At 43.5% G+C, this 19,031-nt stretch carries 18 protein-coding genes and 1 pseudogene; 8 read left to right on the forward strand and 11 right to left on the reverse strand.

Annotation, left to right across the window (positions count from 1 at the left end):
- Positions 1-2 precede the first annotated feature (2 nt).
- Together DYH27_RS03885 and DYH27_RS03890 are read right to left on the reverse strand one after the other, a co-directional pair.
- Positions 3-2,096: an alpha amylase C-terminal domain-containing protein gene (locus tag DYH27_RS03885; RefSeq protein ID WP_025067813.1), complete on the reverse strand. Its 2,094-nt coding sequence runs from the start codon at positions 2,094-2,096 to the stop codon at positions 3-5.
- A gap of 40 nt (positions 2,097-2,136) precedes the next feature.
- The gene (locus tag DYH27_RS03890) at positions 2,137-3,249 is read right to left on the reverse strand and encodes an MORN repeat-containing protein (protein WP_025067812.1); all 1,113 of its coding nucleotides are present in this window, start codon (positions 3,247-3,249) and stop codon (positions 2,137-2,139) included.
- Between the two features lie 592 nt (positions 3,250-3,841).
- On the opposite strand from DYH27_RS03890, the gene DYH27_RS03900 reads away from it, so the two are divergent.
- Positions 3,842-5,143, forward strand: coding sequence for an IS1380 family transposase (locus DYH27_RS03900; RefSeq protein WP_115337993.1), 1,302 nt, complete (start codon positions 3,842-3,844; stop codon positions 5,141-5,143).
- Between the two features lie 163 nt (positions 5,144-5,306).
- Here DYH27_RS03900 and DYH27_RS03910 read toward each other — a convergent pair whose 3' ends face one another.
- The 4 genes and pseudogenes from DYH27_RS03910 to DYH27_RS03925 all read right to left on the reverse strand — a co-directional run bounded on the left by DYH27_RS03910 (position 5,307) and on the right by DYH27_RS03925 (position 9,698).
- Positions 5,307-5,507: a hypothetical protein gene (locus DYH27_RS03910; protein WP_029216692.1), complete on the reverse strand. Its 201-nt coding sequence runs from the start codon at positions 5,505-5,507 to the stop codon at positions 5,307-5,309.
- A gap of 49 nt (positions 5,508-5,556) precedes the next feature.
- On the reverse strand, positions 5,557-8,097 hold the full coding sequence (locus tag DYH27_RS03915; RefSeq protein ID WP_029216691.1) for a hypothetical protein: 2,541 nt from the start codon (positions 8,095-8,097) through the stop codon (positions 5,557-5,559).
- Positions 8,094-8,915, reverse strand: coding sequence for a GLPGLI family protein (locus DYH27_RS03920; protein ID WP_029216690.1), 822 nt, complete (start codon positions 8,913-8,915; stop codon positions 8,094-8,096). The genes DYH27_RS03915 and DYH27_RS03920 overlap by 4 nt, the downstream gene beginning before the upstream one ends.
- Before the next feature lie 356 nt (positions 8,916-9,271).
- Positions 9,272-9,698, reverse strand: a pseudogene (locus DYH27_RS03925) (hypothetical protein).
- 370 nt (positions 9,699-10,068) lie between these two features.
- Between DYH27_RS03925 and DYH27_RS03930 the strand changes: the two are divergent.
- The 7 genes from DYH27_RS03930 (at position 10,069) to DYH27_RS03960 (ending at position 15,715) form a co-directional block, all read left to right on the forward strand.
- Positions 10,069-11,301 (forward strand): site-specific integrase, encoded by a 1,233-nt coding sequence (locus DYH27_RS03930; RefSeq protein WP_029216676.1) that lies wholly within the window; start codon positions 10,069-10,071, stop codon positions 11,299-11,301.
- A 25-nt stretch (positions 11,302-11,326) separates the two neighbouring features.
- Positions 11,327-11,794, forward strand: a complete 468-nt coding sequence (locus DYH27_RS03935; protein WP_029216677.1) for a DUF1896 domain-containing protein — start codon at positions 11,327-11,329, stop codon at positions 11,792-11,794.
- A 139-nt stretch (positions 11,795-11,933) separates the two neighbouring features.
- Entirely contained in the window at positions 11,934-12,281 is a 348-nt protein-coding gene (locus DYH27_RS03940; RefSeq protein ID WP_025068460.1) for a hypothetical protein, read from the forward strand.
- A gap of 361 nt (positions 12,282-12,642) precedes the next feature.
- Positions 12,643-13,074 carry a hypothetical protein gene (locus DYH27_RS03945; protein ID WP_025068461.1) on the forward strand — a complete coding sequence of 144 codons (432 nt, stop codon included), beginning with the start codon at positions 12,643-12,645 and terminating at the stop codon, positions 13,072-13,074.
- A 22-nt stretch (positions 13,075-13,096) separates the two neighbouring features.
- Complete coding sequence (locus DYH27_RS03950; protein WP_025068462.1) at positions 13,097-13,516, forward strand: PcfK-like family protein; 420 nt, start codon at positions 13,097-13,099, stop codon at positions 13,514-13,516.
- Between the two features lie 4 nt (positions 13,517-13,520).
- The gene (locus tag DYH27_RS03955) at positions 13,521-14,795 is read left to right on the forward strand and encodes a PcfJ domain-containing protein (protein WP_025068463.1); all 1,275 of its coding nucleotides are present in this window, start codon (positions 13,521-13,523) and stop codon (positions 14,793-14,795) included.
- Between the two features lie 458 nt (positions 14,796-15,253).
- Complete coding sequence (locus DYH27_RS03960; RefSeq protein WP_004384181.1) at positions 15,254-15,715, forward strand: HU family DNA-binding protein; 462 nt, start codon at positions 15,254-15,256, stop codon at positions 15,713-15,715.
- Positions 15,716-15,803: 88 nt separating this feature from the next.
- Here DYH27_RS03960 and DYH27_RS03965 read toward each other — a convergent pair whose 3' ends face one another.
- From DYH27_RS03965 to traN, 5 genes are all read right to left on the reverse strand, one after another.
- Positions 15,804-16,406 carry a type 1 glutamine amidotransferase family protein gene (locus DYH27_RS03965; RefSeq protein WP_006045095.1) on the reverse strand — a complete coding sequence of 201 codons (603 nt, stop codon included), beginning with the start codon at positions 16,404-16,406 and terminating at the stop codon, positions 15,804-15,806.
- 88 nt (positions 16,407-16,494) lie between these two features.
- The gene (locus DYH27_RS03970) at positions 16,495-17,001 is read right to left on the reverse strand and encodes a glycoside hydrolase family protein (protein WP_008566134.1); all 507 of its coding nucleotides are present in this window, start codon (positions 16,999-17,001) and stop codon (positions 16,495-16,497) included.
- A gap of 11 nt (positions 17,002-17,012) precedes the next feature.
- Complete coding sequence (locus DYH27_RS03975; protein ID WP_008566135.1) at positions 17,013-17,471, reverse strand: DUF3872 domain-containing protein; 459 nt, start codon at positions 17,469-17,471, stop codon at positions 17,013-17,015.
- A 12-nt stretch (positions 17,472-17,483) separates the two neighbouring features.
- On the reverse strand, positions 17,484-18,077 hold the full coding sequence (locus DYH27_RS03980; RefSeq protein ID WP_029216678.1) for a conjugal transfer protein TraO: 594 nt from the start codon (positions 18,075-18,077) through the stop codon (positions 17,484-17,486).
- A complete protein-coding gene (traN, locus tag DYH27_RS03985) occupies positions 18,071-19,021 on the reverse strand; it encodes a conjugative transposon protein TraN (RefSeq protein ID WP_029216679.1) in 951 nt (316 codons plus the stop codon). The genes DYH27_RS03980 and traN overlap by 7 nt, the downstream gene beginning before the upstream one ends.
- Positions 19,022-19,031: the final 10 nt, after the last annotated feature.

Here is a 19,031-nt window from a genome sequence, read left to right on the forward strand (position 1 = left end):
TATTATTTCTTTCTCAGCACAACAGCACTGCGGGCCGGAATATAGAGTTTCAGCCAGCCTTTATGCTGGTCGGCATAGAGCGAATCGGCATTGGTCAGGTGCTCGACAGTATCATCGGCAAAACCATAGCCACCGAATTTTCTGGCGTCAGTATTCAGGACCACATGATAGGACCCTTCCGGAACCAGAAAGCCATAATCTGAATAAGAACGTGTCGGTGAGAAGTTGAATACGAAGACCAGCTCTCCTCTGCTGAAAGCCAGAATCTGGTCGCCATCATTATGCCATATCTCCTGGACAGGCGTATCGTTGAAGTTCTTTTCACTCTTGATGACCGTCAGCATTTCACGGTCGAAATCGCCAAGATAATGATAACAAAGCTCCTTGTTGTCCACCAGATTCCATTGTCTGCGGGCGTACTTATAGCTCCATCCATTGCCTTCACGCGGGAAGTCGATCCACTCCGGATGTCCGAATTCATTGCCCATGAAATTCAGATAACCGCCGTTGATGGCTGCTGCCGTAGCAAGACGGATCATCTTGTGCAGGGCTATGCCACGGTGTACCATTTCTGTCTCGTCTCCCTTCCGGAAGTGCCAGTACATATCCGAGTCCACCAGACGGAAGATGATTGTCTTGTCGCCCACCAGTGCCTGATCATGCGACTCGCAGTAAGAGATGGTCTTCTCGTCCACACGACGGTTTTTGATTTCCCAGAAGATGGACGACGGCTTCCATGCCTCATCGGGCAGTTCCTTGATGGTCTTGATCCAGTAGTCAGGGATGTTCATGGCCATACGATAGTCGAAGCCATAACCGCCATCCTCAAACCGAGCAGCCAGACCGGGCATGCCCGATACCTCTTCTGCAATGGTAAGCGCATGCTTGTTGACTTCATGGATAAGGCAGTTGGCTAAGGTAAGGTAGCAGATGGCATTATCATCTTCATGTCCGTTGAAGTAATCACCATAGTTGCAGAAAGCCTCTCCCAGTCCATGGCTGTAATAAAGCATAGAAGTGACACCATCAAAGCGGAAACCGTCGAAATGATACTCTTCCAGCCAGTATTTGCAGTTGGAGAGGAGGAAGTGGAGAACCTCATCTTTTCCATAGTCAAAGCAGAGTGAATCCCAGGCCGGATGCTCATGACGGTCGCCCGGATAGAAGTATTGGTTGGGGTCGCCGGCCAGATTGCCCAGTCCCTCGACCTCATTCTTAACCGCATGGGAGTGGACAATGTCCATGATGACGGCAAGACCGTTTCTGTGCGCCTCGTCAATCAGGGCTTTCAGCTCTTCGGGGGTGCCGAAACGTGAACTGGCAGCAAAGAAGGAACTTACATGATAGCCAAAACTTCCATAGTAGGGATGTTCCTGTATGGCCATAATCTGAATGGCATTGTAGCCATCCTTGATGATACGCGGCAATACTTTCTCCCGGAACTCGTTGTAAGAACCGACTTTTTCTGCATCCTGCGCCATGCCGATATGGCACTCGTAAATCAGCAGGGGCGAAGTCTGGGGTTTGAAGGTCTTTCTCTTCCAGACGTATGGTTTCTCCGGTGTCCACACCTGTGCAGAGAAAATCTTGCTCGTTTCGTCCTGTACAACCCGCTGCGCCCAGGCAGGAATACGTTCCCCTTCTCCGCCGGCCCAATGAACCCGCATTTTGTAGAACTGACCGTGCTGCATTGCAGAGGGCGGAAGCACAAGCTCCCAGTTGCCTGTCCCTTCTATCTTATGGCAAAGATAGCTTTTCGTCTCCTTCCAGTCATTGAAGTCACCGACAAGATAGATGGCCGTTGCATTAGGCGCCCATTCACGGAACACCCATCCGTCGGCTGTACGGTGCAACCCATAGTAGTTGTATCCATTTGCGAAGTCAGAGAGCGACTGTCTGCCATTCTGCGTGAGCTGGCTCATCTTCCAAAGTGCATGTTCATGACGTCCACGGATTGCATCCTCATAAGGAGCCAGGTAGGCATCATTCTTTACGAGTCCGACATGGGTGTACTCTGCCGTATTCTCTACTTTCGTCTTTCTGGCAGAAGGCGTCCTGACAGGAGTCTTCTTGGTTGTAGTCTTCTTTGTTGCCATGGTGAAAAAGCTTTATGTTTTTTGTTATATTTTATAAAGACTAATTTGTATAGCGTTTTCCATTCTCATAATGGCCGCTTGCTGTCACTTTCCCGTTCTTGTCCCGTTCTATGAATTTCCCATCACGACGGTCATCACGATAACTGCCTTCAAAGCGTATGCCCGTAGCAGATTCTTCGACAGCACTTCCGTTACGTTTCCCATTGTGGTAGCTGCCACGGAACTTACTGCCGTCGGCATAATGGATAATAACAAGACCTTCAACGACACCGTTTCTGAACTGCCCTTCATAGATATCCATGTTCTTCTTTGTCAGCTTTCCTTGTCCGTTCTGTACGCCTTTTTCCCAATATCCTGTATAAATGTCCCCATTGTGCCACGACATCGTACCGAACCCGGACTTGAGGCCTTTCAGGAAATGCCCGGAATACTGGTCACCGTTTTTATAGCGGAAAATCCCCTGCCCTGTGCGTTCCCCATCCACGTATTCTCCTTCATAGCTCTCACCGTCCTTGAATTTATAGATGCCTTTTCCGTTCTGCAGGTCATTTTTCCACTCGCCGTTATACTCGTCACCATCTGCATAGATATAGATTCCCTTTCCCTCTTTCAGGTTATTCACCCAGTCTCCCGTGAACGAAGACCGGTCCGGCCAGCAGAATCGGCCGTGTCCGTTCTTCATGTCATTCTTCCATGAACCATCGTAGAAAGCGCCATTGGCGAAAATATATTTTCCTTCACCGCTGCGTTTGTCATGGTCCCAGTTCCCGACATATTTGTCACCATTGTAATAATACATCGTACCCTGCCCCTGCTGATAGTCCTTATACCACAGACCGTCATAACGGTTACCGTTGGAGAAGTAGTAGACCCCCTGTCCGTGCTGCTGGTCCTGGAACCACTGCCCGGTATATTTCTCACCATCGGAGAAGGTATAGGTTCCTTCTCCCTGCCGAAAGCCTTTCATATATTCCCCCTCGTAGACATTTCCTTTCTTGTAAACGGTCTTGCCTCTGCCGTTCGGTTTTCCACGGAACATCTGTCCATGGTAACGGCCTCCATCCCTTGTCGTGCAGTCTCCAATTTCTATCTTCTGCGCAAAGAGACAGGAAGGGATAAAAAACAACAATATGATAATATGCAGATTTCTCACGCCATTTCGGTTTTAAGTCCATTTAAATTGAATATAACCTTAATGCAAAGATACCCATTTCCATCGAAAATAGCAAATTTATAAATCTTTTTTAAGCAATAGTCGTTGGCAGATTCTTATGACAAATACACATATACCAGAGGTTGCTATCCCGTCTGTATTCCCGTCACATCATAAAAAGTGCGGCTTAATTGCCAACACTTTGTTATATTCCAATATTTTTATCTGCAGTTCCGCATAAGTTTCCGTCTACCGGTCGCAGCATTGCTGATATTTCCGTTGTACATCCGGCAAGTCGTTCATTGTCACCGTTCCTGCCTGATGGATGTTACTACAGGAAACAGAAGAGAAACATCATACGGTTGGTATTACGTTTCCCAGTTTTGTGTTTCCTCAAAGTATCTGACCGTTATCAGTAAAAAAATCCGGTAAGACGGCAAATGAGTGGATACAGGAATATCCTTAATTCCGCAGCACAATTTCTTGTGAGAACTCCAAGTGCCTGAGAAACAAAGTTCTCAAAACACTTGGATATGTCAGAAATTTCACCTATCTTGGTGCTGCAAACATAACAAGTAAGCAAAAATCTGACATGACAAAGGTAGCAATAAAAAACGAGAATATCGCTTCTTTCGGTGGAATTTATCACATCATGGACGTTTTTTCAAGGTTGGGCTTTGAAAAACTTACCGAATCCGTGTTGGGCAGACGCGGATGCAGCGGCAAGGCATTCAGCCATGGAAGCATTTTCGGCTCTCTCTTCTTCAGCTACCTTTGTGGTGGAGAATGCCTTGAGGACATCAATGTGCTTATAGGGCAGTTCAAGCAGAGACCTGACACGCAATTACCCGGTGCCGACACTGTGGGGCGCGGACTAAAGGAGCTTGCCGAAAAGAATATTGTCTATAAGAGCGAGACCTCCGACAAGTCGTATAGTTTCAACACAGCAGAAAAGTTGAATACCTTACTTTTACGGATGATACGGAGAATGGGGATTATAAAGGTAGGCAGTCATGTTGACTTAGACTTTGACCACCAGTTTATTCCAGCCCACAAGTTCGATGCAAAGTATTCTTACAAGCAGGATTCTGGCTATTTCCCCGGTTGGGCTTCCATTGGGGGAATCATAGTCGGAGGTGAGAATCGTGACGGAAACACTAATGTGAGATTCCATCAAGAAGACACGCTCCGTCGCATTATGGACCGTGTAACCTCAGAACTTGGGGTGGTAATAGAGCGTTTCCGTGCCGATTGTGGATCGTTCTCAAAGGAAATCATCCAAACCGTAGAGCAGCGTTGCAACACGTTCTACATACGTGCAGCCAACTGCGGCAGCCGACACGAGGACTTCGGCCAGCTGAAAGAATGGAAGAGTGTTGAGGTTGGTTATGAGAAATGCGATGTCACCTCCGTCAGCATGGACAACTTAATAGAAGGAAAGTCATACAGGCTTGTCGTACAGCGTACTCCCTTGAAAGACAGGCACGGCAGGGAACAGACGGATATGTTCGGGGTGATATACACATACCGCTGTATCCTTACCAACAACCAGACATCCACAGAGAAGGACATCATCACATTCTACAATGAACGCGGAGCGAGCGAAAAGAACTTCGATATACAGAACAATGACTTCGGATGGTCACATCTGCCATTTTCCTTCATGGCTGAGAACATGGTTTTCATGATGGTTACCGCCATGCTGAAGAACTTCTATCTCTATCTCGTCCGTCATATCAGCGAGAAGGTCAAGCCGTTGAAAAAGACAAGCAGGCTGAAAGCCTTTATCCTGCATTTCGTCAGCGTGCCAGCAAAATGGGTGCGCACTGGAAGACAGAACGTTCTGAACCTATATACAAATAAAACTTACTACGCTGAAGTCTTCATTGAATAAACACTATTTCTTTGTGGCTATCATACTTCCCCATTGGTTTGGGTGGGGGATTTTATGCTTAGAAAAGAACCAAGAAACACCGAAGCACCTCATATCAACATATAGAACCCCAAAAAGACATCTCAACATATAAAATTTTCTCACAAGAAAAAATACTGCGGAATTAAGGCTTTATATAAATGGTATATGTACCATCTTCAAAGAAAAAGCCATAGCTTCCATCGCTAAAGGTAACCTCATCATAACCATCATGGTGCTTGATTTCTGTTACTTCAATTTTGGAACTACTTTTAGCAGCAACTGTTTGTGGTGCAACTACTCCTAAACTAAGAGCTAGTGCCAACGAAAATAAAATTTTTTTCATTTCTTTTTGATTTTAAATTATTTATAATAACAGGATGCCCTGTTTATCTTTACAATGATAGCATTATTTTCAGCAAAATATCTCTACTTCTTAATTGTGTAGCTGTATATATCTGTTGAGTGTCGGTTATTTGCTGTCGGATGTATTTATTCTTGCCTAGAAGATTATTGCAGACAAGTCCTATTTCGTAACGTTTACGACGATAATATACGGATATGTCGGCAAAGTATGTGAACGAGACTGAATGGTCGTTGCTATGGTACAACTCATTGTTCCACTCTATTTGGAATTTACCAGGCATAAGAAAGCATTTCAACTGATGACTGAAAGAACGCAAGGGTTCAATATTGAATGCTGCATTACCCTTTGATAGTTGCCTTATATAACTATAAACACTCTTCTCCTCTATGGAGAACCACTCAATAGGTTGCAACGAAAAGGAAAGAGAGATATTAGCAGATTGCGTTTGGAAAGGTACAAAACTATTTCCAATAAGCATCTTATAGTTGCTCCAATTGTAGGAACAGCCAAGGATAGTTGTCAAATGTGCAATGTTCCAACTTTCACTCATTCGTCCATCTATACCATGTGTGGTACTATTTGCTGTAAAATCTGTTGCAAACGTCTGATAAGAGTTGTTTATAACACGTTGCGAATACATACGTTGGTTTCGCATATTGGTAAAGCTATAGCCTATATTGACAAAGAAGCCCTTCAACACGTCTTTATATTCTACAGAGGTTCTAAGAAAATGCGACAGCGTATAGTCTAGTTTCCCGTAACCTTGTCGCATCGTTATATAGTCTGTAAACAAAGGAATGTCTATCATTGAGGAAAACTCATTAGGTCGCCATGCATAGTTATAGATACCCATAAGAGTTAACGATGGTGTGGGCATGGCAGATATATATAAATGTGGTTCTATGGTAAGCGTGCTTTTATGCTGACTTCCGTAATATCGCTCCGTCCAGTAAAGCGGTGTACTGGCTGTGAGATGAATATTGTTCGACTTGTAACTGAATGTAGGACGAACGAAACTCCTCCATTCCCTATATCTTCGTTTCGCACTTATGCTATCATATTCGATGTTCATTCGTTGTAATTTTGCATCTGTTCCAAAATCGTAGTTCAGATGAAATTTGCCCACTTTATGTCCCCAATAAGTATTAAATCCGCCCAACATGCTATGTTTTTCCAATCGTTCGGTAGTTTCATTTGATAGCAACAGCAAATCTGGTGTATAATTTAATGAGAGATAGGCATTCGCTGAAATAAAATGTTTACCGTTAAGGTTTCGGATGAAGGAAAGTTTGTCGGTGAGATAGCGCTGACGTGGCTTTACATATTGGCGAGTATTTCTACCATTCAATAGCGATGTACCATCGCTTTGGTCGAAGTCTATATATCCTCGCAAATCATTGGTAAGGTATTGCTTATCCGTATTTTGCTTGTACAGCACCTCTGCATTGAGTGCGTTGTGATGGCTTTGTGCCGACACGTCTTCCATGATTGCCTTGCCACCTGCCATTGTATAGATGGTTGAAGTTGTTCGCCTTTGTATAGTCTTGTCTGCCATTGCATCCAACTGTATTCGCAAGTCGTTGTTGCCTTTTGTCTTGAAAAGCCAATTTGTAGCAAACAGGTGTGTTTGGTTAAATCGGCTTCTAGCAGTTTCTATATCGGGTGCTGGCAATGAAATATTGGCGAGAATTCCGCCGTCTGTGGGAGCAGAGTCGTCTAAATAGGCAGCCATTGGCGACACTTCCTGTCCAATACTCTTACCTGTGTTGTTGTTTTTATACATGCTGATACTTTGCACTTTTCGCGAGAAGAACATAGAAAAAAGCCTATTGTTATAGAGGAAGTCAGACTTCCTGTCCATTGCCATACCAACAGCAAGGTCTATGGTATGTGTCCATACGTTCTTTGCGCCATCTCCCAAAACGATATTTAGTGCAGCTTGCTCACTGAAACTGGTGTTTTTCAATGCTTTGATTGGTTGATGACGCTCGAAGACTTGTATTTTCTTTACTTTTTCCACATCAATGTTTTCTGATGCTTGTGTATATTTTCCACCAAGTAAATCCATTCCCTCAATATAGAACTTATTGATTTTCTTGCCTTGATATTCTATGGATCCATCTTCGTTAATGGCTATTCCTGGCATTTTTTTTAATACATCGGCAATGGTTCTGTCTTGCTTAGTTTTAAAAGAATTGACAAGGTAGTTAAGCGTATCGCCTTCTTGGCGTACCTTCTGCGACTTCACTACCACCTCTTTCAGTTCGTTTGTTTTCTCTTGCAATACAATATGTTGCCCATTCTTGAAATCAGATATGAACAAAGATATTGTTTCGTAGCCCATCTTTCTTACCTCTATTATGCGAAACTCTTTTCCTTTGGCATCAATGGAAAAGCTACCATTAGGGCTTGAAAAAGTGTAAGCTATGGTTTGTTTCTCGTTTTTCAAAAACACGGCAGCACGCTCAACAGATGTGTTTTGTGTAGATACAATCTGCCCTGTAAGTATTTGACCTTTTGCCGTGATGGCAGACAAGAGAATTAACCATATGAGAAATGCTTGCTTCATTTCTTGCTCAAATCTTCTATCAACAAAGGAGTCAACTTTCTTTTCTTTGTGTTACCGCTGCCACGCACACCTTTGAGTCTGATGATAGTTTCCTGTGGGTCGGTAGCAGTAAGAACTTCGAGTTTCTGTAAGTCGGCTGCATTTGTATTTATAAAGTTTTTCTTAGCAATAGCAATCTTTTCTCCATGTCCTTTTTGTATGCCTGTGCATTCAAAAGTATATTCGGCATTGTCAGAAACTGCTTTCAGTATCAGTCCTGGTAATCCACATAGTTTCCAAGGTCCTTCACTTATGGTGAGGTCGGGCGTATACCATACTGTCCATACTCTGCCACGAAAAGCCGTTCTTGCCTTGTTGCAACTATATTCGGCAATGATGCTGTCGCCATCTAAAAGTTCCCATTCTAACGTTGGCATATCCTCCTCATACTTAAAGGTTGTATTCCCCACAAGTTCTGTGGTATAAGTAAGTTTGTTTGCTATGGGATAGTTCTTCAATACTACATAGTGTTGTCCTAATTTAGAACTTGCTCTCATCTTGGAACTTGCTGCTAGAACCTGAGAAAGATTTCCGCCCGTGGTTTGTACCACACTGTCTAATGTCTGCTGTTGTGTTATGTTAGTGGCAGAATAGAAACTGCTGCTGTGCTTTCCAACCAATAATATCATATCATCGAACAGCTGCGGACGTTCTACACAAGACTTAAATGCTGCTTTATAACTAATTTTTAGCGTAGCCGTGTCTGTTTGCCCACAAATAGAGCTTAGTTTAAACACGGCAGCTAAAAATATGAGTATTATTTTGTATCTATATTTCATAGGTGTTTTATTGTATGACGTAATTGTGTACTATATGACTGCAAAAATACATAATTTATTCCAACCCTACAAATTCTAGATTTAAATAATATGCAATAGTGTTGTTTAAAGCACTTCGATGACTTTTTGCAAAATATAAAGCAAGTAAATACATTTGTGTATGCAGTAATGTCTAAAAACAAAGCAATACTGAAAATCCTCTTTTTTATACTCTCATGTAAGTAGTATGTAGTCATATTTTAGCAACACCCATAAACACCTGTTTGATACAATGTAATTCTTTCTCTTTCAACTACATATCTTGTATTGTAGTAATATAGTAAGATAACAGTGAAAGAAAAAGGATTGGTACATATTCAGCTATTGACACCCCTGCCATATATGATAATTGGGGTGAGAGCATTCCGTAGACGTATTAACTCACTGCACACATGCTTTCTGAACAGGTGGGTTTCTACACTGTCAAGTTGGAAGGATAGGGCAATGATGATTGGGAGCGGGTAAAAAGGGGGCATAACCTGCCAACTCTTTATCTCTGCCTATTACCCTCTCACCTGCACACCTTTCATCAGGGTACAGGTCGGGATTGTGGATTATATTTTGAAGCCTGCCATTGAACTTCCTCCATGTTACCCCGAAGAATCTCGCAAGTTCGCCCTCTGTCATGGCAATTTCTCCGTTTCCCTTGCAGACTACATGCATATTGCTGCCCCATTCAAGGCGGCTGCGCTCCTTGTTCTCATAAGATTTTATATCTGTCTGTGATTTGTTATTTGAATTCATACCGTTTCCTCCATTTCATAGATTGAAATCTCCGAAGGGTCACAACCCTCTCTCTCCGCTAATAGGCTTCAAAAGGACTTCACAAGGGTTGTCAATTTAGCCTTCAAAAATTAGCTAATCGTTGTAAAATCAAGGTTTTACAACGATTTTTCTTTGTATATACCTCCATAGCCTGACGGCATAACCCTATATTTTGACAGTCATCTTTCGGTCAATTTCTGCTACACTTACTGCTACACAAAAATTGCAGTAGCAAAAAATGTAGCAGTGACGGGATTTTGAATACCATATTGACGGCATCAACTCTTTCTTCTTCAAGGTATTAAGTATTAACTTTGCAGCCGAGTGCTACACAAAAGAATGATGCATTATGAGAACAAATTTCAAGGTGTCCTTCTACCTACGCTCAAACTATGAGAACAAAGAAGGAAAGTCGCCTGTAATGCTCCGAGTATTCCTTAACGGAGAGATGGCTAATTTCGGATCTACGAAAATATTCGTGGACAAGTCGCTGTGGAATAACACTACCAGCAGGCTCAAAGGTCGGACGGCAGAAGCCTTATCCGCTAATGCCGCATTGGACTCCATTTCCACAATGCTGAATAACATTTACCACAAATTCGAGGATGATGAATCCTTGTCATTGGATAAAATCCGCTCATTCTTTGTCGGGAAAGACAGGGAGTACACGACCTTTCTCCCTATATTCGACAAGTTCAACGAAGGTGTCAGACAGCGTGTCGGACATACCATCAGCAAGGACAGCCTGCAAAAGTACAGCGTTTTAAGAAGGCATTTCGCAGAATTCCTTATCTATAAGTATGGGAAGAAAGATATTGGACTGGCAGAGTTCACGCCATCCGTAGTACAGGATTTTGAGTTATATCTGAGTACGGCGGCTGGGTGTGCCTATAACACATCAGTCAAGAAATTGAAGGCACTGAAAACCGTGACCATCTATGCGCAAAAGCGTGGCTATCTTCTTCACGACCCATTCCTCAATCATCGTTTCCACTTGGAGCCGGTAAACCGTGGCTTCCTTACGGACGAGGAAATCATGAAGATTGCCAACAAAGAACTGGATATCCACCGCTTAGAACTAGTAAGGGACGTTTTCATCTTTTCATGTTTCACAGGTCTGGCATATATTGATGTTTCCAATCTCACACCGGACAATATCGTAACACTTGATGATAAGCAGTGGATTATGACCAAGAGACAGAAAACAAATGTGGAGACAAATGTTTTATTGCTTGACATTCCCAAGAGTATCATTGCCAAGTACAGTCATAAGACCTATCGGGACGGCAAACTATTTCCCATCCTAACGAATCAGAAAACCAACGCATATTTAAAAGAAATTGCCGACCTTTGCGGTGTCAAGAAGAATCTGACCTTCCATCTTGCCCGGCATACATTTGCGACCATGTCGCTCAGCAAGGGCGTTCCTATGGAAAGTGTGTCGAAGATGCTGGGACACACCAATATTAAAACTACACAAATTTATGCCCGTATTACTAATAAGAAGATAGAACACGATATGGAACAGTTGGCTGGCAAGTTAGACAAGTTCAATGTTGCTATGGGCATCAACTCTAAATAATGTACAACTCTAAACCAAGAAGATTATGACAACAACAAAGAAAGAGCTTTCTTACTTCCGTTTGAAGTTGGAAGCGTATCTCGGAGAGCATTATCCAGAGAGAGTGAATGAAAATACGTTTGTAACTGCTCGCGCAGACGAAGCATTGACAGCTTACTGCGATGCTGTAGCACAAGGTTTTTCTCACCCGGAGGCGGAGGTAATGGCAAGCGAAGTTCTGTATCAAGGACTGCATTTCTCCAAGTACGACACGCTTGTGTCTGTCTTAGAGGATGAGTTCGAGAAAGAACTTCCTTCTCCTCTTCCTGAAAGACTAGCACCAATGCTTCTGAAGAATAAGGCTGTGCAAAGCGTTTTCGACAAGTATGAACTGACAGACGACTTTGGGGCGAGTCCTGAGTACGATAAACTCTACACCGAACTGACAGGAACAATCGTTCTGCTCATTGAGGTCAATGGTCTGCCAACTGTCGATAGTGAGAACATGACTTGATGTAATACCATCGGAAGCTTTTGTAGTGTCAAGAGCCAAGATAAACGCTCCGCTCCACATGCCAAGAGTTTATACTAACACTTGTCTTTGTGTAGCCTGCGCATCTTGTTATTGCTCTTGAACTATTAAAAGCTCCGATATGAATACAATCATCATGAATCAAGACGTTCACACACCTGCCTTCATCAAGGCAGACGCATCGAACAAAACCGATAATATAAAGCAGCAGCCGACTTCTCCCAAGCAAGTCCGCCGTTTCAGTTGGACACGCTTCATCGAACTGGTCATCCTGCTCTCCATCGTTATCGGTGTCGTTTGGCTTATCTCAAAGATAGTAACGCCACAGGTCGTTACCGCCGTGTCAGTCATTGCAGGCTTTCTGATACTGCGCTTTATTGTCAGAGTCATTCTCCAAGTTACCTTTACGCTGCTGAGCTTTCTCTTCTGGCTGGCGATACTCTGTGCCATCCTGCTTTGCGTGCTTTGAGAAGCACGACGATGTAATCTGTAAACACTTTCATTTATCGTTCATCAGGTGGTTATCTCGCATTTTGAGATAGCCACCTTTTCTGTTTTCCACTATGGGCGTTGCACTTTCGCTTCCTTTCCAATGCTCCACAATATGCGAAATGAAGAAGACGGATGCTGTTCCCTTTTTATCCGCAAAGGTAGTACGGGGCTTGTGGCTTTCAAAAGGTCAGTGCCGCTGGGTTTGTCTGGAAAATCTCCACACCTATGGGTAGTATTTTCCGCCAAAACCTTGTGCAAGCCCCACCCCGCTACCTCTATTTTGCTACAAAAAGGAATCAGCATACTCCGATCTTTGGACGCATAAAAAAAATGTCGCTATGGATAAGCAAAAAGTAAATACAACATCTTCGATGAACAGCAAAGGATATAGCTCCTCCTCTCATTACCGCATTAACCCTACGGCTGAAAAGAGTGAGCAAGTGTTGGCAATTAAGTTTGTACAATGGGACGTTCCTCCTTTGGAGAGCCTTTGTAATAGCAAAGTATATCTCCTACGTATGAAACTCAATCGTGGTGAGTGTATGAGCCGTGAAGAAAAGAATTGGCTATGTGAAGCGGTGAACTCTAACACCTATTTCCGCACAGCTGTTCCCCTGCAAGGCTATCGCTTTGACTTCTTTGATGTACTGAAGAAAGACCTTGTCAATCAGTACGGACAATGGACAGAGTATTACGCACCCGACAGAACAAGCCTAAGAGCCTACCTATATGGACGCATCAATCAAATAGTAGAAATTCCCAAGTATTAACAACATCAAAACATATACGACAATGAAAGGAACAGAACATTTCACACGGACAATAGCCGAGTATCTCAATCAGCGTGCTATGACAGACCCCTTGTTTGCCCCCAACTTGATGAAACCTAACAAGAATATCGAGGAGTGCATCACCTACATTCTTAATGAAGTGCAGAAAAGCGGTTGTAACGGCTTTGATGATGATGAAATTTTCTCTATGGCTGTTCACTACTACGATGAGGACGATATAGAGGTGGGTAAGGCTGTTTCTTGCCGAGTAGCCGTTAATCACATTGTGGAACTCACAGAGGAAGAAAAAGCCGAAGCAAGACAGGAAGCCATTAAGCAATATCAGCGTGAGGAACTTGCAAAGATACAGAGCCGTAACGCACGAGTGAAGAAGACTGAGAGTGTAGTAACCCAAGTACAACCATCCTTATTTGATTTTTAAGCCTATGAAACCGAGAAACAAATTTGAAAAGGCGGTTTTGGAACAAAGCAAGCATCTTCGCCCGATAACCAAGCAACAAAGCAAGTGGGCATTCCGTGAGTGCATAGACCACTTCGCCTACCGCTTGCCAAAAGGTCGCACCACTTGTATGGATTGTGGGCATAGTTGGGTAATGGACAAACATAGAGAAACTTGCACTTGCCCTCATTGCAGGGTTAAGTTGCTGGTCAGGGAAACCTTTGAGCGTAAATTGCAGCAGAAGCAGTATTTCACCCTACTTACCACTTGTGGAGAGTTTCAAGTATTACGTATGTTCCTACTTATTGTGGGTATGGAGAAAGGCAGTAAGGCACAATATCACGCACTTGAAATCGGTCAGTATTGGTGGAACGCAAAAGGACGGCAAGCCATTGTTGCCATTCCACGCACATTGGGCAGATATGTTGATACCTTTTCTTACTATACCCCTATGGCTATCCGTAACGACAATGAAGCCTATCAGCATATTGCCTACTCACCGATATATCCGAAGTTCAAGGTTACAGACATACTTCGTAGAAATGGTTTTAAGGATAATTTCTATGGTATCGTGCCTACCCAACTTATTCCTGCATTGCTTACAGACAGCCGTGTGGAAACATTACTAAAGGCAGGTAGCACAGACCATTTACGTTACTTTCTTGGCAACAGGAGGACTTTTGAGGAACTATGGCAGTCCTACAAAATTGCAGTTCGTAACGGCTATGAGATAGCAGACATTTCTCTTTGGAGTGATTATGTAGATACACTTAGAAGATTAGGAAAGGATATTCATAATCCAAAGTATTTATGCCCCACAGACCTTAAAGGCGAACACGACCGCAGGCACGAGGAACTTCTCAAACTGCGTGAAAGGGAGGAGATAGAACAGAAGCAGCAGAAGGCAATCGAAGATGAGAAACGCTTCAAGGAACTCAAATCCAAGTTTTTCGGTATCTGTTTTACGGACGGCATAATCCAAGTCCACGTGTTGGAGAGCGTGCAGGAACATTTGGAAGAAGGTGTATCAATGCACCATTGCGTATTTTCTAATGCATACTACCTTAAGGAAGACTCCCTTATCCTTTCGGCTACCATTGAAGGCAAGCGAATAGAAACCATTGAAGTATCATTACGAACTTTGGAAGTGGTGCAAAGTCGTGGGGTATGCAACAAGAATACGGAATATCACGAGCAAATTGTAAACCTTGTCAATGCCAATCGAGGTCTTATAAGCCGAAGAATGAAAGCAACAGCATAAAGTATGAACCATTAAATTATCAGAGATATGAAGACAGAGATTGAGGACATCATCTACAACTATGCGGATGAATTGAAAATTGGCGGACAAGGTGAAAGCCAAATACTGCATATTCTCATTAGGGTTATTAATTAACCATATCCAAATCTACAGAAGAGGTTTGTCAGTTTCTTCAAAAAGGGTCTACCTTTTCGGCAAAAAAGGTAGACCTTTTTAATTGAAAAGGTAGACCCTTTTGACGAAAAAGGTAGACCCTTTTCTGATAATAGGTAGATAGTTTTACTCATTTAGGTGAACCCCTTTGCGAAAAAGGGTTGATAAGTGTCAAAAGAAATATGTGCTTTTCTTGGAGATAATCAAGAAATTTCTTACCTTTTTGATATAAATCTATTAACAAGTTGAGGAGGATAAAGCCCCAGCCTCCAAAGGCTTAACAATCGGGGGCAACACTAATGACTATGGCGAACAGACCCATTGCTTATACGCTAAAGGAGCGTAAAGGAACAGTTGGAAATTTGAAAGGGAAAATCGTTGTGCAGGCTCATCCTACAGGACGAAAGAGAGTTGATCATCGTAGTTTCTGTGATGAAGTGGCACACGCTACAACGTTCACAGGTGCAGAAGTCGAGGCTGTTCTCAGACTTGCAGCTGAGATAGCAAAGAAGCACGTTGAGAACGGAGACATTGTAGACTTCGGAGACATCGGGACACTTACACCTTCTTTCCAGAGTAAATTGGTTGAGAAGGGAAAAACGGAGTTCAACCCAAAGGTTCATATTACGAAACCTGTGGTACATCTCACCCCTTCAAAGAAGTATTTTACACTTACTGGCGTGAGCTACGAACGTGTTTCAGCACCTGACAAGAAGTCTGGTGAGGAACATCCCAATCCAGGACCTCAGCCAGAACCGCATCCATAAAATAAGATGTATGTGTGATTGCTAACTATAAAATTGATGCGTGGAGACGATGTACTCCACGCATCAATTTTATTTAGTAGTATGACTACTATTTTACAAATCCATTCTTATAAAAGTCATACCAAGCTGCAATCTTTTCCGAGGTATTGGCTTTCAGAAGTAAGAGCATTTCACGAGTGAACTCCAAGTGACCAGTAATATTTGCTGTAACGATGTTTTTATCACTTACAGCCTGTGCGTTCACATATCCTGTTTCGTTCGTGTATCTTTCACCACCCCATTGTTTAAGTTGGTCGAGACCATTACCCGTATGTTTTACGTTGTTCAAGAAGCCATGAGCACACAGAAACGATGCTCCGTTGCATATCGCTCCTACTATTTTACCCTTATCCAATGCTTCTTGTACCAATGGCGCAACAAGTTCTGCTTCAGGTGAATCCCATCGATTGCCACCGATAAGGACTAAGGCTGCATAGTCTTTGGGCATATTCTCAAAAGAATAATCAGGTAACGTTTTGAATCCACCAATGGAACAGACTGCATCTAATGTCGGAGCAACTGTATGCACTCTGTACTTGATTTCACTACCTGGTATTACGCCAACATGAAGGGCTGTAGAGAGAAAAGCACCTTCCCAATCTGTGTACTCATTCAATAAGACGAAGAGTACCTTTTTTGTTTCTTTATTCATTGCTTATCCTATTTAATCGTAATACAAAGTTACAATTTTTCAGCAAAATAGAAACAACATCATAGGAATAATTCTTGGTTTAATATAGTCAGATGATAAAGAACAACGCAAACTCAACCTTTCGGCGTTTGACTAACCCATTCAAAACTTTACCCTTATATCGGCAAAACGAAACATACTCCCAATAGAAGTTTCTATCTCCAGCCTCTATCTTTCGCAGTAGCTTACTCTTTGGGTGCTTACCATATCCAAGCAATCGCCCTACACCCACATTGTAGGCAAGCAAGGTCAGCAGCAGGGCATCCTTACCATACCCTTTGAAGTGTTCAAAGCATTTCCAAAGGTCGGCACGGAGCAGGGAGTCTGCCTGCCGTTCCGTCATATCCGCTGTGAAACGCTCTCCTGGTTGCAGCTGATGCCCATATCCAACATACGGATAATTCTTCCAGCCGTGCATACCCTCAAAGTATTTCACTACGACAACTGCACGCTCAAAAGGTGGCAAGTCTGCCAGCCGCACCCTGCGCTGGGCAAGGGTCGGCTGACAGAACAGGCAGAATACACAAAGTAAAATGAAAGCATTTATCGTTCGCATCAATTATGGTCTTAGTGGCGAGAAGATGCAGGCTTATCCTTGCCCTCTTCCCGCTCGTTGTTAAAACTAAAGGTCAGCTGCTGAACCCTGCCGAAATTATCCTCCACATATACATCAATCGTCTGACGGTCAGATGACAACGAAGTGTAGTACAAGCGGAACACATCCTTCGTCAGCGGATAGCGGTCGTTAGGCTTGAACACCATACCGTTATCATTTCTTAGCAAACCTTTGCCATCAGACTGGAAATAACGTATCGTATAGCGAGTGTCGGCAAACTCACCGCCTCGCTTCAGCGTGCAGCGTATCTCAGCCGTCTGCCCCCTTATAATGTCCTTCTGAACCGGCATTGTCTCCACCGTAAACGGATAAGACTGCTGAACATCCAAATCCCTATCACAAGCAGATAGGCAAAACACAGCAAGGGTCAGCACACCCATTACCCAAATCGTATTCAATATCTTCTTCATCTTTTCTTCTACTTAAAAGTTAAACCTTAGTCCAGCAGAAACAGCCGGACGAAAACGATGCACGTCCGTTCCAAAGAGGAAACGGCCCTGCGCTTTGACAAGAAAGAGAACCCTGTCTGTTAGGAACACTTCCGCCGAGCCATGCACGGCACCGCCATAGACAAAGCGGGAGCGGTCGAGCAGTGTCGCCCCATCGGGCAGCAGCCTTTTATCCTTGTTGAGTTCCTCATAGCCACCCAAGGCGGATATGCCACCATAGAGAAATACGTTCTTACCTCTGTCGGAGAGAACAGGGAGCATATAGCCCACCTGTAAGAGTGCATCCTTGAGTTTTACGTTATAATCTCTGTACGGCATATTCTGCTGTTCATACTCAACTCCCACAAAGGTGTAGTTCTCCTTTTTGAGATAACGGGTTAGCGATATGCCTACACCGAAATTATCACCTGTAAAGAGTTTCTCACCCTTGATAAGTGGAACACTCCCTACGACCTCTATTCCCCTTTGCTTGGGTATCAGTCGCTGTGCCTGCGATGGCAGACTGAAAGCCATTGCCACCGCTGCACAAACCGATAAAATGATTTTCTTCTTCATAATGTCTACCATTTCAGTTTGAGGTTATCAATCTTCTTTGCTATCTGCAGGTCTTCTGCTGTTACATAAAAGGTCAGTGTACGCCCTCCGTTTCGCTCATAGAGTGTCACTTCAAGCTGCTTGTCTTCCGCCAAAGAAAACTGCTCGAGCGCAAACACAGTGTGTTCACTGCCCATGCCACGCACCTGCATCACCTGATGATAGGCACGAAGTGGCTGAAGCACCTGCTCTTGTATAGCGGTGCGCTTTGCCATCTTCTTATCAACCACCTTAAATGTGATAAAATCCACTGAGTACGGCATATTCGTACCGTTTTCCATACGGGTGTGGAAATACAGCAAGCCATTATGGGCATACAAGCCACGAAGCAGAAACTTCATGCCAAACTGCTGTGTGCCGATGTGCTTAATGCAGCGTCTGTCATTCTGATAGATAGTTTGCATCATCAGTTTTACTAATACGGGCGACTCGTTGCCGAGTTCCTTAAAGTAAATATCAGAGCGATTGCTTGGCAGTCTACCTTCCGTCGTGGAAGGAAAGTCTTTCATCTCGATACTTAACTTCTCTGGCTCATCGGCATATTTTACGTTGAAAGCATAAAAAGAGCCGTCCTCGCAGATGACACTCATATTGGTTTCCGTCTCAAAGTCCTTCACCGAAGCCTTTACACGCAGTACGTTCTCTGCATCCTCTGCCTTTCCTGCAATGATATTCTGTGAACCTAAGTCTACATAACGAATAGCAGAAGGGAAGATAAGATGCACGGTCTTGTCAAAGGTAACGTCCAGACCATACGGCAGTACGACACGTCCCGTTGGTATGGCACGGCTCATACCTTGAAACAGCTCTCCCGAAGTAAGTGGACGGTTTGGTGTCAGACCATCATTGTTTTCCTGTGCTGTGGCTGTTGCTCCCACCATGGCAAGCATAGCCATTGATAAAATAATTTTCTTCATTGTTCCTTTT

It is taken from the genome of Prevotella denticola, assembly GCF_900454835.1.
GTDB classification, from domain to species: domain Bacteria; phylum Bacteroidota; class Bacteroidia; order Bacteroidales; family Bacteroidaceae; genus Prevotella; species Prevotella denticola.

Excerpts from the sequence above, each read along its gene's own strand:
- DYH27_RS03885 (WP_025067813.1), bottom strand. The coding sequence starts at position 2,096 with ATGGCAACAAAGAAGACTACAACCAAGAAGACTCCTGTCAGGACGCCT.
- DYH27_RS03900 (WP_115337993.1), top strand. The coding sequence starts at position 3,842 with ATGACAAAGGTAGCAATAAAAAACGAGAATATCGCTTCTTTCGGTGGA.
- DYH27_RS03910 (WP_029216692.1), bottom strand. The coding sequence starts at position 5,507 with ATGAAAAAAATTTTATTTTCGTTGGCACTAGCTCTTAGTTTAGGAGTA.
- DYH27_RS03915 (WP_029216691.1), bottom strand. The coding sequence starts at position 8,097 with ATGAAGCAAGCATTTCTCATATGGTTAATTCTCTTGTCTGCCATCACG.
- DYH27_RS03920 (WP_029216690.1), bottom strand. The coding sequence starts at position 8,915 with ATGAAATATAGATACAAAATAATACTCATATTTTTAGCTGCCGTGTTT.
- DYH27_RS03930 (WP_029216676.1), top strand. The coding sequence starts at position 10,069 with ATGAGAACAAATTTCAAGGTGTCCTTCTACCTACGCTCAAACTATGAG.
- DYH27_RS03935 (WP_029216677.1), top strand. The coding sequence starts at position 11,327 with ATGACAACAACAAAGAAAGAGCTTTCTTACTTCCGTTTGAAGTTGGAA.
- DYH27_RS03940 (WP_025068460.1), top strand. The coding sequence starts at position 11,934 with ATGAATACAATCATCATGAATCAAGACGTTCACACACCTGCCTTCATC.
- DYH27_RS03945 (WP_025068461.1), top strand. The coding sequence starts at position 12,643 with ATGGATAAGCAAAAAGTAAATACAACATCTTCGATGAACAGCAAAGGA.
- DYH27_RS03950 (WP_025068462.1), top strand. The coding sequence starts at position 13,097 with ATGAAAGGAACAGAACATTTCACACGGACAATAGCCGAGTATCTCAAT.
- DYH27_RS03955 (WP_025068463.1), top strand. The coding sequence starts at position 13,521 with ATGAAACCGAGAAACAAATTTGAAAAGGCGGTTTTGGAACAAAGCAAG.
- DYH27_RS03960 (WP_004384181.1), top strand. The coding sequence starts at position 15,254 with ATGGCGAACAGACCCATTGCTTATACGCTAAAGGAGCGTAAAGGAACA.
- DYH27_RS03965 (WP_006045095.1), bottom strand. The coding sequence starts at position 16,406 with ATGAATAAAGAAACAAAAAAGGTACTCTTCGTCTTATTGAATGAGTAC.
- DYH27_RS03970 (WP_008566134.1), bottom strand. The coding sequence starts at position 17,001 with ATGCGAACGATAAATGCTTTCATTTTACTTTGTGTATTCTGCCTGTTC.
- DYH27_RS03975 (WP_008566135.1), bottom strand. The coding sequence starts at position 17,471 with ATGAAGAAGATATTGAATACGATTTGGGTAATGGGTGTGCTGACCCTT.
- DYH27_RS03980 (WP_029216678.1), bottom strand. The coding sequence starts at position 18,077 with ATGGTAGACATTATGAAGAAGAAAATCATTTTATCGGTTTGTGCAGCG.
- traN (WP_029216679.1), bottom strand. The coding sequence starts at position 19,021 with ATGAAGAAAATTATTTTATCAATGGCTATGCTTGCCATGGTGGGAGCA.